Origin of the sequence: Streptomyces olivaceoviridis (assembly GCF_014650115.1) — a bacterium.
Lineage (GTDB): Bacteria > Actinomycetota > Actinomycetes > Streptomycetales > Streptomycetaceae > Streptomyces > Streptomyces olivaceoviridis.
Genome location: NZ_BMUI01000023.1, coordinates 37,611 through 52,809, shown reverse-complemented (window position 1 = coordinate 52,809; position 15,199 = coordinate 37,611). Strand labels below are relative to the sequence as shown.

Annotated in this window: 12 protein-coding genes and 1 tRNA gene; 8 read left to right on the top strand and 5 right to left on the bottom strand. The window is 70.0% G+C overall.

The genetic code is table 11. The annotated features are described in order from the left end of the window. Positions 1–196: 196 nt before the first annotated feature. The 6 genes from IE273_RS32840 (at position 197) to purM (ending at position 6,706) form a co-directional block, all read left to right on the top strand. On the top strand, positions 197–547 hold the full coding sequence (locus IE273_RS32840; protein WP_189818785.1) for an effector-associated constant component EACC1: 351 nt from the start codon (positions 197–199) through the stop codon (positions 545–547). After that, a complete protein-coding gene (locus IE273_RS32835; protein WP_189818784.1) occupies positions 544–2,571 on the top strand; it encodes a caspase, EACC1-associated type in 2,028 nt (675 codons plus the stop codon). Before IE273_RS32840 ends, IE273_RS32835 begins: the two co-directional genes overlap by 4 nt. A gap of 14 nt (positions 2,572–2,585) precedes the next feature. Beyond that, on the top strand, positions 2,586–3,383 hold the full coding sequence (locus tag IE273_RS32830; protein WP_189818783.1) for a maleylpyruvate isomerase family mycothiol-dependent enzyme: 798 nt from the start codon (positions 2,586–2,588) through the stop codon (positions 3,381–3,383). Positions 3,384–3,514: 131 nt separating this feature from the next. Further along, entirely contained in the window at positions 3,515–3,874 is a 360-nt protein-coding gene (locus IE273_RS32825; protein WP_229887769.1) for an META domain-containing protein, read from the top strand. A gap of 202 nt (positions 3,875–4,076) precedes the next feature. Beyond that, on the top strand, positions 4,077–5,606 hold the full coding sequence (gene purF / locus IE273_RS32820) for an amidophosphoribosyltransferase (RefSeq protein WP_014673602.1): 1,530 nt from the start codon (positions 4,077–4,079) through the stop codon (positions 5,604–5,606). A gap of 32 nt (positions 5,607–5,638) precedes the next feature. Continuing rightward, a complete protein-coding gene (gene purM / locus IE273_RS32815) occupies positions 5,639–6,706 on the top strand; it encodes a phosphoribosylformylglycinamidine cyclo-ligase (RefSeq protein ID WP_189818781.1) in 1,068 nt (355 codons plus the stop codon). A gap of 66 nt (positions 6,707–6,772) precedes the next feature. Here the strand turns inward: purM and IE273_RS32810 are convergent, their stop codons facing one another. Next, on the bottom strand, positions 6,773–7,021 hold the full coding sequence (locus IE273_RS32810) for a DUF3073 domain-containing protein (protein ID WP_014673600.1): 249 nt from the start codon (positions 7,019–7,021) through the stop codon (positions 6,773–6,775). A gap of 290 nt (positions 7,022–7,311) precedes the next feature. Next, positions 7,312–8,418, bottom strand: coding sequence for a Leu/Phe/Val dehydrogenase (locus tag IE273_RS32805; protein ID WP_189818780.1), 1,107 nt, complete (start codon positions 8,416–8,418; stop codon positions 7,312–7,314). A gap of 200 nt (positions 8,419–8,618) precedes the next feature. Between IE273_RS32805 and IE273_RS32800 the strand changes: the two genes are divergently transcribed. Both IE273_RS32800 and bldC read left to right on the top strand, forming a co-directional pair. Further along, positions 8,619–9,461, top strand: a complete 843-nt coding sequence (locus IE273_RS32800; protein ID WP_189818779.1) for a DUF8083 family protein — start codon at positions 8,619–8,621, stop codon at positions 9,459–9,461. Between the two features lie 519 nt (positions 9,462–9,980). Beyond that, positions 9,981–10,187: a developmental transcriptional regulator BldC gene (gene bldC, locus IE273_RS32795; protein WP_003949541.1), complete on the top strand. Its 207-nt coding sequence runs from the start codon at positions 9,981–9,983 to the stop codon at positions 10,185–10,187. Positions 10,188–10,661: 474 nt separating this feature from the next. On the opposite strand, the gene IE273_RS32790 is transcribed toward bldC, so the two are convergent. The 3 genes from IE273_RS32790 to hrpA all read right to left on the bottom strand — a co-directional run bounded on the left by IE273_RS32790 (position 10,662) and on the right by hrpA (position 15,157). Next, the gene (locus IE273_RS32790) at positions 10,662–10,856 is read right to left on the bottom strand and encodes a DUF6274 family protein (RefSeq protein ID WP_189818778.1); all 195 of its coding nucleotides are present in this window, start codon (positions 10,854–10,856) and stop codon (positions 10,662–10,664) included. Between the two features lie 186 nt (positions 10,857–11,042). After that, positions 11,043–11,117, bottom strand: a tRNA-Asp gene (locus IE273_RS32785). 95 nt (positions 11,118–11,212) lie between these two features. After that, positions 11,213–15,157 (bottom strand): ATP-dependent RNA helicase HrpA, encoded by a 3,945-nt coding sequence (gene hrpA, locus IE273_RS32780; protein WP_189818777.1) that lies wholly within the window; start codon positions 15,155–15,157, stop codon positions 11,213–11,215. Positions 15,158–15,199: the final 42 nt, after the last annotated feature.

Here is a 15,199-nt window from a genome sequence, read left to right as displayed (position 1 = left end):
GAGGGGGTCCTTGAGGACCCTTCCGGGTCCGAGGGACCGTCGCCGGGCAAGCGCGCGGTGGAGGTTCGGGGAGCGTCTTCGGCCGCAGGCGTAACCCCGTGCGGCTCGGGTAAGAAGGGGCTTGCCAACCCAGATGTGCGCGCGGGGTGGCGGGGGAGTCGGCGACATCCGTGAGTGAGCCCGGGGGAGCGGCCGGATGGAGATCAGGTTCGAGGCGGCCGGAGCCGCCCGCGAGGAAGAACTGCTGTCCCTGTACGACTGGCTGGCCGCCGACCGCGCCCTGCGCGGCCAGGTCCGGGTGACCCGGGTCGCCGAACCCGGCGCGGGCACCGGGCGGATGGGCCCGGGTGTCGACCTGGTCCTCGCGGTGCTGTCCGCCGCCAGCGGCCTGGGCCAGCTCCAGCTGTCGTACCTGGCCTGGCGGCAGAGTTCCAGGCCACAGTCCCGTATCACCATCGACGTCACCGGAGCCGACCCCGACCAGGTGGCCGAGCTGCTGCGCAGGTTCGGGCAGGACGGCGACGACGCGGACGGGGAGCCGCGGTGACCGACGCCAAGGACCCCGGGACGGTCGAGAGTTTCGGCCGGATCGACCCGGAGCGCTCCGCCTGCGTCCTGATCGGCGTGGACGACTACGCGCACCTGGACCCGCTGCGCAGCGTCAGGCTCAACCTCACGGAACTCCAGGCCGTGCTCACGGACCCGGAGATCTGGGGCATCCCCGACGACGGCCGGCGGATCCGTACGGTGTCCAACCCGACCTCACCGGCCGAGCTGGTCCGCCCGATCCGGGAGGCCGCCGCGCTCGCCGAGGACACCCTGATCGTCTACTACGCCGGTCACGGCCTCAGGGACCGCCACGAACAGCAGCAGCTGCTGCTCACCCTGCCGGACTCGGTCGAGGACCAGCCGGACACCTGTGTCCGCTCCGGCGACGTCCGCCGCGCCATCCGCGACACGGGCTCCGCGCTGCGCCGGGTCCTGATCCTGGACTGCTGCTACAGCGGGCAGGTGCTGACCGAGATGACGGACGGCCACCGGCACGTCGTCGAGATGGCCGTGTCGACGCTGAAGGACGTCGAGGGCTCCTACGTCATGACGTCCGGGCCGCGCGACCGGCCCTCGCACGCTCCCGACCCCAAGCGCTGCACCCTGTTCACCGGCGCCCTGGTCGACGTCATGCGCGAGGGGTTACCGGGCGGCCCGGAGCTGCTGGGTCTGCACGACCTCTTCCTGGAGGTCAAGAAACGCATCCTCACCCTCAAGCCCGAGGTGCCGCAGGAACCACAGGACCAGGACAGCAACGGCGTCGGCGCCCTCGGCTTCGTCCGCAACGCCGCCGTACGGTCCCGCTGGCCCCGGCCTGTCCAGCAGCCCCCTCCCACCCGCTGGCAGCGCATCCGCACCCCGGTCCTGTCGCTGACGGCCGGCGTCCTGGGTCTCGCCCTCGGCCTGGGCACCCCGCCCCTCGTCGACTGGTGGCACGACACCCACCCGGCAGCCGCCGCCGGTCCCTGCGCGGTCCCCTCGCCGTCCGACCCGGCGGCCCCCCGCGCGGTGCTCCTCGACCACTCCGACGCCCTGGACAAGAAGAACGTCTACTACGAGAAGATAGCGGGCCTGTCCGCCCTGGCCCTGGTCTCGCAGGGCGAGGACGTCAAGGCGCTGGCCCTCGCCGACAACACCCCGGGCCGGGTCTGGCCGCTCGCCCTCGGATCCCCCTTCGAGTTGCACCCCGTCCCCGGCACGTCGGTGCCGCTCCGCCGCGCCGACGGCACGAAGTTCCCGATCGACGGCGACTGGTACGACGGCGAGGGCATGGTCGTCGAGAAGGGCGGCAGGACCATGCTGATCGCCTCCGAGACCGGCCCGGCCATCCGCCGCTTCGACATCGCCGCCGGCCGGCAGATCGGCAAGGACCTCCCCATCCCGAAGGACCTGCGCTTCTGGCCCCGGGGCTCCGCGCAGACCGGCCGCAGCATCGAGTCACTGGCCGTCTCCCCGGACGGCCGCCACGTCTACGCCGGCTGGGAGGCCCCCCTGGCGAAGGACGGCGACCAGCGCGGCCGGGGCATCATCCGCATCCAGCGCTACACCGGAACGCCCGGCGGCAGCTACGCCCTGGACGGGCAGTACGCGTTCATGGCCGATGACGGCATGTACCTGTCCGAGCTGAGCGCCATCGACGACAACGGCAACCTGCTCGCACTGGAACGCCAGTACACCGCGGGACTGGGCTCGGAGATCCGGATCGTCCAGCTCTCCCTCGCCCACGCGCAGAACGTCACCGAACTGACCTCCCTGTGGCACCAGCCTGCGAAGATCTTCGCCCACGACGAACTGGTCGTCGACCTGGCCACCTGCCCCGTGGGCGGCCGAGGCCAGGTCGCCGCCCCGGCCTCGTCCGCCCAGCACCCGCTCCTCGACAACGTCGAGGGCATGGCCCTGGGCGAGACCTGGACGTCCGGCCGCTACAAGGGCTGGCACCCGCTGTACCTGGTCTCCGACGACAACGACAGCGACGACCAGATCACCCGTCTCTACGCGCTCGCGGTGAAGCTGCGCCCCTGAATAGGGTCACCGCCATGCCCACGGCCAAGAAACGCCCCAGGACCTACGACCCCGTCAAGACCCGTACGGCGGTCCTCGCCCAGTTCACGAACGTGCGGGACGCCGTCCGCACCCTCGGTCCCGAGCAGCTCGCCCTGCCGACCCGGCTCGGCGCCTGGACCGTACGGGACCTGATCGCGCACATCGGCATGGCGGTCACCGCCGTCCACCGGGCCCTGGAGCGGCCCGCCCCGCCCCGGCAGACCGTCACCGTGGTCGAGTGGCCGTTCTCCACCGGGTCGCACGCCGGCCGCATCGACGACGTCACCCGGGACCTGGCCACCGCCCACCCGGACCTCGGCGCCTACCTCGACGACGCCGGCCGGAGCCTGCGCGCCCTGCTGGACGAGCACCCCGGCGGCCGGCTGCTGGAGATCGGCGCGGGCGCCCTGCCGCTGGGCGACTACCTCGTCACCCGCGCCCTCGAACTCGTCGTCCACACCGACGACCTGAACGCCGCCGTCCCCGACCTTCAGGTGCCGTACGACCGGCAGGCCCTGGCCGCCGCCACCCGGCTGCTCGCCGACGCCCTCGCCGTGAAGGCGCCCGGCGGCTCCACCGAGGTGCGGGTGCCGCCGTACGCGGTCGTGCAGTGCGTCGAGGGCCCCCGGCACACCCGGGGCACCCCGCCCAACGTCGTGGAGACCGACCCGCTGACCTGGATCCGGCTCGCCACCGGCCGTACGGCCTGGGCCGACGCGCTGGCCGCCGCCGAGGTCAGCGCGAGCGGGGAGCGGGCGGACATCGGGGGGCTGCTGCCGGTCATGGCATAGCGGAACCCGGGCCCGCCCGCGTACGTCGAATCACCATGAACCGGTACAAGCGACGTGTGACCCTGGCGGTGGCCGCCGTGCTTCTCCCGTTCACGGTGGCCTGTGGCGGTGAGAAGGCGGACAGTAAAGCGGTGAGCGTCCAGCAGCCGGTGACCGGGATCGACTGGCGGGTCGACGGCATCACCGTCGGCGCCGCCACCCGGCACGCGCCCGCCACCGCCCGGCTCCGCATCGACGAGGACGGCAAGGCGGCCGGCAACCTGGGCTGCAACCACTTCAGCGCCCGCGCCACCGTGAGCGGGGACCGCATCACCATCGGTGACCTGCGCACGACCAGGATGGCCTGCGGCGAGGAGCGCATGGCCTTCGAGCGCGCCCTCGCGCGCATCCTCACCACCGGCACGCTCACCGCCAGGGCCGACGCCGGGAAGGCGACCCTCACCGACGGCGACGGCGACCGCGTCCACCTCAGCCGGAGCACCCCCGGATGATGTGCGACACCTCACTCACGAATGCGGCGAAGACGCCCGTGACCGGCCCTGTACGGCCCGCCCGGAGCGCCCGCCGGCCGCTGGAATACCGCTCTGACCAGGTGAAACGCGGAATCCCCCAAGGTGATCCAAACCGTCCGGCCCGTTAGGGGCGCGTATCCCCAATTCGGACCAGTGGTCGACCTCGCCTACACTCGGTTGCGTGCCACGTGGTGACGGTCGACTCAATCACGATCTGCTTCCCGGCGAGAAGGGCCCCCAGGACGCTTGCGGCGTCTTCGGCGTCTGGGCTCCGGGTGAAGAGGTCGCAAAGCTCACGTACTTCGGGCTCTACGCCCTCCAGCACCGGGGTCAGGAATCCGCGGGAATCGCGGTCAGCAACGGCTCCCAGATCCTCGTCTTCAAGGACATGGGACTGGTCTCCCAGGTCTTCGACGAGACCTCGCTCGGTTCCCTCCAGGGTCACATCGCGGTCGGACACGCCCGCTACTCGACCACCGGAGCCTCCGTGTGGGAGAACGCCCAGCCGACGTTCCGTGCCACCGCGCACGGCTCGATCGCGCTCGGCCACAACGGCAACCTGGTCAACACGGCGCAGCTCGCCGAGATGGTCGCCGACCTCCCGAACGACAACAACAGCCGCTCCACCCGGGTCGCGGCTACCAACGACACCGACCTGCTGACGGCCCTGCTGGCCGCCCAGGTCGACGAGGACGGCAAGCCGCTGACCATCGAGGAGGCCGCGCACGCGGTGCTCCCGAAGGTCAAGGGCGCGTTCTCCCTCGTCTTCATGGACGAGCACACCCTCTACGCCGCCCGTGACCCGCAGGGCATCCGCCCGCTGGTCCTCGGCCGGCTGGAGCGCGGCTGGGTGGTCGCCTCCGAGACCGCCGCGCTGGACATCACCGGCGCGAGCTTCGTCCGCGAGATCGAGCCGGGCGAGTTCGTCGCCATCGACGAGAACGGCCTGCGCAGCTCCCGATTCGCGGAAGCGAAGCCCAAGGGCTGTGTCTTCGAGTACGTGTACCTGGCCCGCCCGGACACCGACATCGCCGGCCGGAACGTCTACCTCTCCCGCGTGGAGATGGGCCGCCGGCTGGCCAAGGAAGCCCCCGTAGAGGCCGATCTGGTCATAGCGACCCCGGAGTCCGGCACTCCGGCCGCCATCGGTTACGCGGAGGCCTCCGGCATCCCCTTCGGCGCGGGTCTCGTGAAGAACGCCTACGTCGGGCGTACGTTCATCCAGCCCTCGCAGACCATCCGCCAGCTGGGCATCCGGCTGAAGCTGAACCCGCTGAAGGAAGTCATCAAGGGCAAGCGCCTGGTCGTCGTCGACGACTCGATCGTGCGCGGCAACACCCAGCGCGCCCTGGTCCGCATGCTCCGCGAGGCCGGCGCCGCCGAGGTCCACATCCGGATCTCCTCGCCGCCCGTGAAGTGGCCCTGCTTCTTCGGTATCGACTTCGCCACCCGCGCGGAACTGATCGCCAACGGCATGTCGATCGAGGAGATCGGCACCAGCCTCGGCGCCGACTCGCTCGCCTACATCTCCATCGACGGCATGATCGAGGCGACCACGATCGCCAAGCCGAACCTGTGCCGCGCCTGCTTCGACGGCGAGTACCCGATGGAGCTGCCGGACCCGGAGCTGCTCGGCAAGCAGCTGCTGGAGACCGAGCTGGCGGCCGGTCCGGCCGCGACCGCGGCGACCGACGCGATCCGCCGCCCGTAAGTTCTGCCGTACGACACGAAAGTTCTCACCCCATGTCTGAGACGACTGGTGCCAGCTACGCAGCCGCGGGCGTCGACATCGAAGCGGGAGACCGCGCCGTAGAGCTCATGAAGGAGTGGGTGAAGAAGACCCAGCGCCCCGAGGTCCTGGGCGGCCTCGGCGGCTTCGCCGGGCTCTTCGACGCCTCCGCCCTCAAGCGTTTCGAGCGCCCGCTGCTCGCCTCCGCCACGGACGGCGTCGGCACGAAGGTCGACATCGCGCGCCGGATGGGTGTCTACGACACCATCGGCCACGACCTGGTCGCCATGGTCATGGACGACATCGTGGTGTGCGGTGCCGAGCCGCTGTTCATGACCGACTACATCTGTGTCGGCAAGGTGCACCCCGAGCGTGTCGCGGCCATCGTGAAGGGCATCGCGGAGGGCTGTGTGCTGGCCGGATGCGCCCTGGTGGGCGGTGAGACGGCCGAACACCCCGGTCTGCTGGGCGAGGACGACTTCGACGTCGCCGGCGCCGGTACGGGCGTTGTGGAGGCCGACCGGCTGCTCGGCGCGGATCGCATCCGCACGGGTGACACCGTGATCGCCATGGCGTCCTCCGGGCTTCACTCGAACGGGTACTCCCTGGTCCGCCACGTGCTGCTGAACACGGCGGGCCTGGCCCTGGAGTCGGAGGTGGCCGAGCTGGGCCGCACCCTCGGCGAGGAACTGCTGGAGCCCACGAAGATCTACTCGCTGGACTGCCTGGCACTGACCCGCACGGCCGAGGTGCACGCCTTCAGCCACATCACCGGTGGCGGGCTCGCCGCGAACCTGGCCCGGGTGATCCCGGACGGGCTGCACGCCGTGGTCGACCGCTCCACCTGGACCCCGGGCGCGATCTTCGACCTGGTCGGGACGACCGGGAACGTCGAGCGCCTGGAGCTGGAGAAGACCCTCAACATGGGCGTCGGCATGATGGCGATCGTCCCGGAGGAGTCCGCGGAGGTCGCCCTCGCGACGCTGGCCGACCGGGGTGTCGACGCCTGGGTCGCCGGTGAGATCACCGAGCGGGGCGACAAGACCACCGGCGCGGAGCTGGTGGGGGACTACGCGGTCTGACCGGGCGGACAGCACAGAAGCCGGTCGGTGGCTGTGCCACCGACCGGACTGGTGCTCAGTGCAAGGTCAAGCGCCTCGACGGTGCTGTGCGGGACCCTCGTCCTCGTCCTCGTCGTCCTCATAGAGGTCGGCGTAGCGGGAGTACAGGTCGTCGTCGTCATGCTCATCGTCCGTGAAACGGTCGCCGTTCGGCGACTGATTCGACGTCGATGCGCCCAGCTCCTCGGCCAGGCGTGAGAGGTCCGTCCCGCCGCTGTTGTACTTCAGCTGGCGGGCGACCTTCGTCTGCTTGGCCTTGGCCCGGCCGCGCCCCATGGCTCGACCCCCTCAACGACGGGGCTCGACGGCCCCAGAGTCTGACACGCGTTCATGATCTGGAACGGACTCTCCATGGAGAGGCCGGTCCGTAGGGCTTCCACGGTACCTGAGCCCGCGCCCATACGGTACGTCGCCCGCAGCACGCGCGTGTGCCCAAGACCTTCGAGGCGCCCTGTCCTCGCTGGTCAGTGGCGATTTTAACCACTTATCGGGGAACGACCCGCCGGGGGAAGTGAGAGTTCTCTCTAAGTTCCCGCCGACGGGTACCGCTCATGTGTGCGATCGGCTCAGTGCGCGGCGCGGGTCGCGCGGGCGTCGGCCATCCGCTGCTCGGCGATCCGGTCGGCCGCGGCGGCCGGCGGAATCCCGTCTTCCTTCGCACGTGCGAATATGGCCAACGTGGTGTCGAAGATCTTCGCCGCCTTCGCCTTGCACCGGTCGAAGTCGAACCCGTGCAGCTCGTCGGCCACCTGGATCACCCCGCCGGCGTTCACCACGTAGTCCGGCGCGTAGAGGATCCCGCGGTCGGCGAGGTCCTTCTCCACACCCGGGTGGGCCAGCTGGTTGTTGGCCGCACCGCAGACCACCCGGGCGGTGAGCACCGGGACGCTGTCGTCGTTCAGGGCGCCGCCGAGGGCGCAGGGCGCGTAGATGTCGAGCCCGTCGACCCGGATCAGCTCCTCGGTGGTGGCGACGGCCGTGACCCCGACCGGGTACTGCTCCAGGATCCGCTGGACGGCGTCCACGCGCACGTCCGTGATCACGATCTCCGCGCCCTCGTCCCGCAGGTGCTTCACCAGGTGGCGGCCGACCTTGCCGACGCCGGCGACGCCGACCTTGCGACCGCGCAGCGAGGGGTCGCCCCACAGGTGCTGGGCGGAGGCGCGCATGCCCTGGTAGACGCCGAAGGCGGTGAGCACGGAGGAGTCGCCGGCGCCGCCGTTCTCGGGGGAGCGGCCGGTGGTCCAGCGGCACTCGCGGGCCACCACGTCCATGTCGGCGACGTACGTGCCGACGTCGCACGCGGTGACGTAGCGACCGCCGAGGGAGGCGACCATGCGGCCGTAGGCGAGGAGCAGCTCCTCGGTCTTGACGCGCTCCGGATCGCCGATGATCACGGCCTTGCCGCCGCCGTGGTCCAGCCCGGCCATGGCGTTCTTGTACGACATGCCGCGTGCGAGAGCGAGGGCGTCGGCGACGGCCTCCGCCTCGGTCGCGTACGGGTAGAAGCGCGTGCCGCCGAGGGCGGGGCCCAGGGCGGTGGAGTGGATGGCGATCACGGCCTTGAGGCCGCTGGCGCGGTCCTGGCAGAGCACAACCTGCTCATGGCCGCCCTGGTCCGCGTGGAACAGGGTGTGCAGGACATCAGCAGGCGCGCCGGTTACGTCGGTCACTGTGGTGACTCCTGTGTACTAGCGGCGAGTGGGGTGCGGTCCCCGTACGGGTGGCGGGGAACCGTGGCATGAGCGTAGAGCCTCGGTTCACTCACCATCCGCGCAGTGTTCAGGATCACTCTCCGGAGCCCGCTGTGCACGTATGCGCGTGGCACGATTTGCAGTGGTTTCGAGCCGGGTCCGATGGGGAGGGAGCAGGCGTGCCGAAGGTGTCCTCCGTGGTCGTCCCCTATGCCGCGTACCTGCGCGTGTACGAGCCGCTGGGCGCCTTCCCGGAGCCGGAGCGCGGTCACTGGGCGCGCTACGCCCGCCGCTCCGACCGCCCCTCGTACCAGGACGAGCTGCGTCGCTCCCTGGCCGGGCTGCTGCCCGTCCCGCCGATCGCGGTGCCGGTGCACGAGAGCAGCGACGCCTTCGTGCTGGAGGTCGACGGGGTGGTCTGCGTGTGCCCCTGGCGGACCCGGCTGCGCGGCTGGCAGGCCCTGGAGGAGCTGGCCGAGGAGCTGCCCCCGCCGGTGCTGGACGCGGTGCTGCCGCCGGTGGTGCGCCGGCAGGCCGCCCAGGACTACGAGCGCTGGCTCGCCCGCAACCCCGATGCCCGCCCGTGGATCCGCACGGCGACCTGGCAGGTGCCGCTGAACTGGTTCGTGCTGGTCTCGGACGAGGAGCGGCGGTACGACAAGGGGACCGCGGACGTGCCCCCGGTGCTGCGCTACCGCACGCCGATGGTGCAGGCCCGGCGCCGGGTGGCGAGGGCGCTGCGCACGCTGAAGGACACCGTCGAGGAGGGCCCGCTGATCGACGGTGTGGTGGACGTCGGCCGCTGGCTGGAGGAGTTCCATCCGCGCTCGCTGGTGGAGCTGGACTACGGCGGCCTGGTGCATGTGCTGCCGGCCGGCGAGCTGGAGGACGACCACTCGGCGGCGGACGTGGCAGCCGGGATCGAGGCGCTGCGCCGGGGTGACGGGGCGGCAGCCGGGGAGGCCTACGGGCGGCTGGTGGACCGGTGGCGGGCGGTTCGGGACCGGCGTTCCGCGAACTGAGTGACCTACGTCACGGTCAAATCGGTGGGGGAGGACGTACGTTCTACTCGCCTAGACCACCTGACGGGGCGTCGGTTCCAGTCCGGACGTATGTCTCAAGGGTGATGGACGGCACTTACCCGGCTCTTGCGCCTCTTGGCACCCCTCGTGCCAAAATAGGACAAGGAGTCCGGGGAGGGCTCCATCCGTCCACCTGTGCTCCATGTTGGGCGGATTTCTCAGCATTGCACGCTTTGGGGGGTCTGGTGACTCCTGATCGTCCTGTGACTGATCGTCACAGTGGCGTGACTGTCCGCTATGGCATGGTCCATCGGCTTCCGTCGCTGATGAACACCTGGGAGGGCAATTCCATCGGTTTGGCCGACGCGGCTGGACAGATGGTGTAGTTGTAGTGCCGAGGACAAGCCGTTCGTCCTATAACCGACTCGACTCGCGTCCGCCATTTCGGGCAACGCGGGTCAAGGTGCAGAATTTAGAGGAAAGAACCGAGAAGGTTCGGTTCTCCCGAGGAGGCCGCTCATGACCGCTCGCACCCCTGATGCCGAGCCGCTGCTGACCCCGGCTGAGGTCGCCACCATGTTCCGCGTCGACCCCAAGACGGTCACGCGGTGGGCGAAGGCCGGCAAGCTCACGTCCATCCGTACGCTCGGCGGGCACCGCCGCTACCGCGAGGCCGAGGTCCGCGCGCTGCTCGCGGGCATTCCGCAGCAGCGCAGCGAGGCCTGAACAACTCAATAACCGGGCAAGACGGTCGGTTCCCCCAACTGGCCGAGGCGCCCGAAACCCTAGCTCCAAGCGACGCGGGACCTGCCCCAACAGGCCCCTCGCCCAAGCCGAAGAGAACGTTGTAGGCAAGCGACACAGGGTGCGTCGTAGATCGCGCTGGACTCCGCCGGGTCCAGTGCGATCTTTTTTGTGCGCAGGTCGGGGCTGTGGGCGGCTCTTGTGAGCGTCCTTGTCGGAGTCTGGGGAGGGCTGTCGGAACGGCTGTGTGCGACCCCTGGGACCGGTGCAATTGCACATATTAAATTGACCCGTTGTATGACGGGGGTAAGTACCGCTGTTTCAAAAACCCATGCGGTGACTCCCGTCACATGCCTGGACGCTTGTTGCCTCCGGCTCGTATGCGTTAGAGGAGCGCCCGGACGGGGTGCGCGCCCCAGACTCCCACGCCTGTACGGAGGTTGGGGCCGGCGGAGGTCAGGTGCGACGAGCGGCCTCGCCGTCCTCGGGGGCCTCCTGCTCGGCCTCCTGGGCCTGCGGGGCGGCATCCATCGCCAGCCGCAGGAGATGGTGGCAGATGGGGCAGTGGCGGGTGAGGTGCCGGTAGGAGGAGGCGGCCGACAGGTGCGCCCTCAGGAGCGCCCGCGTCTCGTGCCTGACCGACGCCGCCATACGCCACCTCCGGGGGTCGCACAGGGGAAACGAGCCTGCTCCCTGAGTACCGAGGGAATGTGACGCCGTCAAGACGGCGCGGGCTCCGCGAGCCTCGCCCTCGCACGCCGGGCGGGCTGGTCCCGCCGGCCGGAGATACGACTGAGGCCCGCACTCCCTTGCGGGGTACGGGCCTCGGCCTCTATGCGGTCCTGACGGGATTTGAACCCGCGGCCTCCACCTTGACAGGGTGGCGAGCACTCCAAACTGCTCCACAGGACCAGGTTTCGCGGCGCTTTTTCCTGCGTTGCGCTGCGAGAAGAGACTGTACAGGAGGGTGAGGGTCCTGGTCGAACTCACCCTCCGTACGGGAGCGGTTACGGGACGGCCGCGTCGATCGCCTTGACGATCCGCTTGTCGGAGACGGGGTACGCCGTGCCCAGCGCGTGGGCGAAGTAGCTCACCCGCAGCTCCTCCAGCATCCAGCGGATGTCCAGGACGGCGGACGGCACCGGGCGGCCCTTGGGTAGCTGTTCCAGGAGCCAGGCGTACTCGTCCTGCATCTCGTGGACCTTCTCCATGCGGGTCGTGTCCCGCTGGACGTTCGTCGGCATCTGCTGGAGGCGCCGGTCGGCGGCCACCAGGTAGCGCATCAGGTCCGGCAGGCGCCCTATGCCCGCCCAGGTGACGAAACCGGGCTTCACGAGGGCGTCCAGCTGCTTGCGGACGTCCGTCAGGTTCGCGAGCAGCGTGGGGCTGCCGACGGCCTTCAGGCGGCGCTCACAGGCCTGCCAGGCGGCGAGGACCTGCTGCACCTGGGCGACCGTGCGGACCGTGGTGTCCACGATCTCCGCGCGCACCTTGTCGTACAGCTTCCGGTACGACTCCTCGTCCCACGCCGGCCCCCCGAAGTCCGCGATCAGCCTGTCCGCCGCGGCCATCGCGCAGTCGTCGAACAGGGCCTGGATCGAGCCGTGGGGGTTGGCCGAGAGGGCGAGTTTCTGGGCGTTCGTCAGCTTCTCGGACGCGAACTTCGCCGGGTTCACCGGGATGTTGCGCAGGATGAGGCGTCGGGTGCCCTTCCACATGGCCTCCGCCTGCTCCGCCTCCGTGTCGAAGAGGCGGACGGAGACCGTGTCGCCGTCGTCCACCAGCGCCGGGTACGCCTTGACCGGCTGGCCGGCCCGGCGTGTCTCGAAGACGCGGGTGAGGGTGCCGATCGTCCAGTCCGTCAGGCCCTTGCGCTCCAGGGACTCCCCGCCCTCGCGGGACGCGGTCGCCGCCGCGGCCTGCGACAGGGCCTCGCGTGCCTTCGGCTTGAGCTGGAGCTTCAGCGTCTCCAGGTCCTTGTCCTCGGCCAGCTTCCGGCGCCGCTCGTCGACGATCCGGAACGTGATCTTGAGGTGGTCGGGGACCTTGGCCCAGTCGAAGTCCTCCGCCTCGAACGGGACGCCGACCATCCGCTTCAGCTCGCGCGCCATCGTGACGGTCAGCGGCTCCTGGAGGGGCACCGCCTTCTCCAGGAACGCCTTCGCGTAGTTCGGCGCCGGTACGTAGTGGCGGCGGATCGGCTTCGGCAGGGAGCGGATCAGCTCCGTCACCACCTCCTCGCGCAGGCCCGGGATCTGCCAGTCGAAGCCCTCGTCCGTGACCTGGTTGAGGACCTGGAGCGGGATGTGGACCGTCACACCGTCGGCGTCCGCGCCCGGTTCGAACTGGTACGTCACCCGGAACTTGAGCTGCCCCTGCCGCCAGGTGTCGGGATAGTCGGCCTTGGTGACCGCCTCCGCGGACTCCCGGATGAGCATCTCCCGCTCGAAGTCCAGGAAGTCCGGCTGCTCGTGCCGCTTCCGCTTCCACCAGGAGTCGAAGTGGGCGCCGGAGACGACGTGTTCGGGCACCCGCTGGTCGTAGAACTCGAAGAGCGTGTCGTCGTCGACCACGATGTCCCGGCGCCGGGCGCGGTGCTCCAGCTCCTCGACCTCGCTGAGCAGCTTGCGGTTGTCGGCGAAGAACTTGTGGTGCGTGCGCCAGTCGCCCTCCACGAGCGCGTTGCGGATGAACAGCTCGCGGGAGACCTCCGGGTCGATCCGGCCGTAGTTCACCTTCCGCTGGGCGACGATCGGGACGCCGTACAGCGTGACCTTCTCGTACGCCATCACGGCCGCCTGGTCCTTCTCCCAGTGCGGTTCGCTGTACGTCCGCTTGAGCAGGTGCCCGGCGAGCGGTTCGACCCATTCCGGCTCGATCTTGGCGTTGACCCGCGCCCAGAGGCGGCTCGTCTCCACCAGCTCGGCCGACATCACGAACTTCGGCTGCTTCCTGAACAGCGCCGAGCCCGGGAAGATGGCGAACTTGGCGCTGCGGGCGCCCAGGTACTCGTTCTTGTTGCCGTCCTTCACGTCCTTCATCCCGACGTGGGAGAGGAGGCCGGCGAGGAGGGAGACATGGACGCGGTCGGCGGGGGCCTCGTCCTCGTTGAGGTGGATGCCCATCTGCTTGGCGACCGTGCGCAGCTGGGTGTAGATGTCCTGCCATTCGCGAATGCGCAGGAAGTTCAGGTACTCCTGTTTGCACATTCGGCGGAAGGACGACGAGCCGCGCTCGCGCTGCTGCTCGCGGACGTACCGCCACAGGTTCAGGTAGGCGAGGAAGTCGCTGGTCTCGTCCTTGAAGCGGGCGTGCTGCTGGTCGGCCTGGGCCTGCTTCTCGGCCGGGCGCTCACGCGGGTCCTGGATGGACAGCGCGGCGGCGATGACCATGACCTCGCGGACACAGCCGTTCTTGTCGGCCTCCAGGACCATCCGGGCCAGGCGGGGGTCGACGGGGAGCTGGGCCAGCTTCCGGCCGGTGTCCGTGAGCCGCTTGCGGGGGTCCTTCTGGGCCGGGTCCAGCGCGCCCAGCTCCTGGAGGAGCTGCACGCCGTCGCGGATGTTGCGGTGGTCCGGCGGGTCGATGAAGGGGAACTTCTCGATGTCGCCGAGGCCGGCCGCGGTCATCTGGAGGATGACGGAGGCCAGGTTCGTCCGCAGGATCTCCGCGTCCGTGAACTCCGGGCGGTTGAGGAAGTCGTCCTCGGCGTACAGGCGGACGCAGATGCCGTCGGACGTACGGCCGCAGCGGCCCTTGCGCTGGTTGGCGCTGGCCTGGCTGACCGGCTCGATGGGCAGCCGCTGGACCTTGGTGCGGTGGCTGTAGCGGCTGATCCGGGCGAAGCCGGGGTCGATGACGTACTTGATGCCCGGCACGGTCAGGGAGGTCTCGGCGACGTTGGTGGCCAGGACGATCCTGCGTCCGGTGTGCGGCTGGAAGACCCGGTGCTGCTCGGCGTGCGAGAGCCGGGCGTAGAGGGGGAGCACCTCTGTGAAGCGGTACTTCTTCTTCTCCAGCGCGTCCGCGGTGTCGCGGATCTCCCGCTCGCCGGAGAGGAAGACGAGGATGTCGCCCGGTCCCTCGGCCTGGAGTTCCTCCACGGCGTCGCAGATGGCGGTGATCTGGTCGCGGTCGGCGTCGTCCGAGTCCTCTTCGAGGAGCGGCCGGTAGCGCACCTCCACGGGATACGTCCGCCCGCTGACCTCGATGATCGGGGCGTCGCCGAAGTGCCGGGAGAAGCGCTCCGGGTCGATGGTCGCCGAGGTGATGACGACCTTCAGGTCGGGCCGCTTCGGCAGCAGCTGGGCGAGGTAGCCCAGCAGGAAGTCGATGTTGAGGGACCGCTCGTGGGCCTCGTCGATGATGATCGTGTCGTAGGCGCGCAGCTCGCGGTCGGTCTGGATCTCGGCGAGCAGGATGCCGTCCGTCATCAGCTTGATGAAGGTGGCGTCCGGGTTCACCTGGTCGGTGAACCGCACCTTCCAGCCGACGGACTCGCCGAGGGGCGTCCTCAGCTCCTCCGCGACCCGCTCGGCGACGGTCCGGGCGGCGATCCTGCGGGGCTGGGTGTGCCCGATCATGCCGCGCACGCCCCGGCCCAGCTCCAGGCAGATCTTCGGGATCTGGGTGGTCTTCCCGGAGCCGGTCTCACCGGCCACGATGACGACCTGGTGATCGCGGATGGCGGCCGCGATCTCGTCCTTCTTCTGGCTGACCGGCAGCTGCTCGGGGTAGGTGACGGCCGGCACGCGTGAGCGCCGCTCGGCCATCCGGGCCTCGGCCTTGCCGATCTCGCCGTCGATCTCGGCGAGGACGGTGGCACGGGCCTCCGGCTTACGGATCTTGCGTGCGCCCTCCAGCCGTCGCCCGAGCCGATGCGCGTCGCGCAGCGACAGCTCGGTCAGACGGGGGGCGAGGGTGCCGAGGGCGGGGGCGGGATGCGTAGACATACGCGGTCCAGGATCTCACCTGGGGCGAAAAACAAGCGAACG

Excerpts from the sequence above, each read along its gene's own strand:
- IE273_RS32840 (WP_189818785.1), top strand. The coding sequence starts at position 197 with ATGGAGATCAGGTTCGAGGCGGCCGGAGCCGCCCGCGAGGAAGAACTG.
- IE273_RS32830 (WP_189818783.1), top strand. The coding sequence starts at position 2,586 with ATGCCCACGGCCAAGAAACGCCCCAGGACCTACGACCCCGTCAAGACC.
- IE273_RS32810 (WP_014673600.1), bottom strand. The coding sequence starts at position 7,021 with ATGGGGCGCGGCCGGGCCAAGGCCAAGCAGACGAAGGTCGCCCGCCAG.
- IE273_RS32790 (WP_189818778.1), bottom strand. The coding sequence starts at position 10,856 with ATGGCGGCGTCGGTCAGGCACGAGACGCGGGCGCTCCTGAGGGCGCAC.
- hrpA (WP_189818777.1), bottom strand. The coding sequence starts at position 15,157 with ATGTCTACGCATCCCGCCCCCGCCCTCGGCACCCTCGCCCCCCGTCTG.
- bldC (WP_003949541.1), top strand. The coding sequence starts at position 9,981 with ATGACCGCTCGCACCCCTGATGCCGAGCCGCTGCTGACCCCGGCTGAG.
- purM (WP_189818781.1), top strand. The coding sequence starts at position 5,639 with ATGTCTGAGACGACTGGTGCCAGCTACGCAGCCGCGGGCGTCGACATC.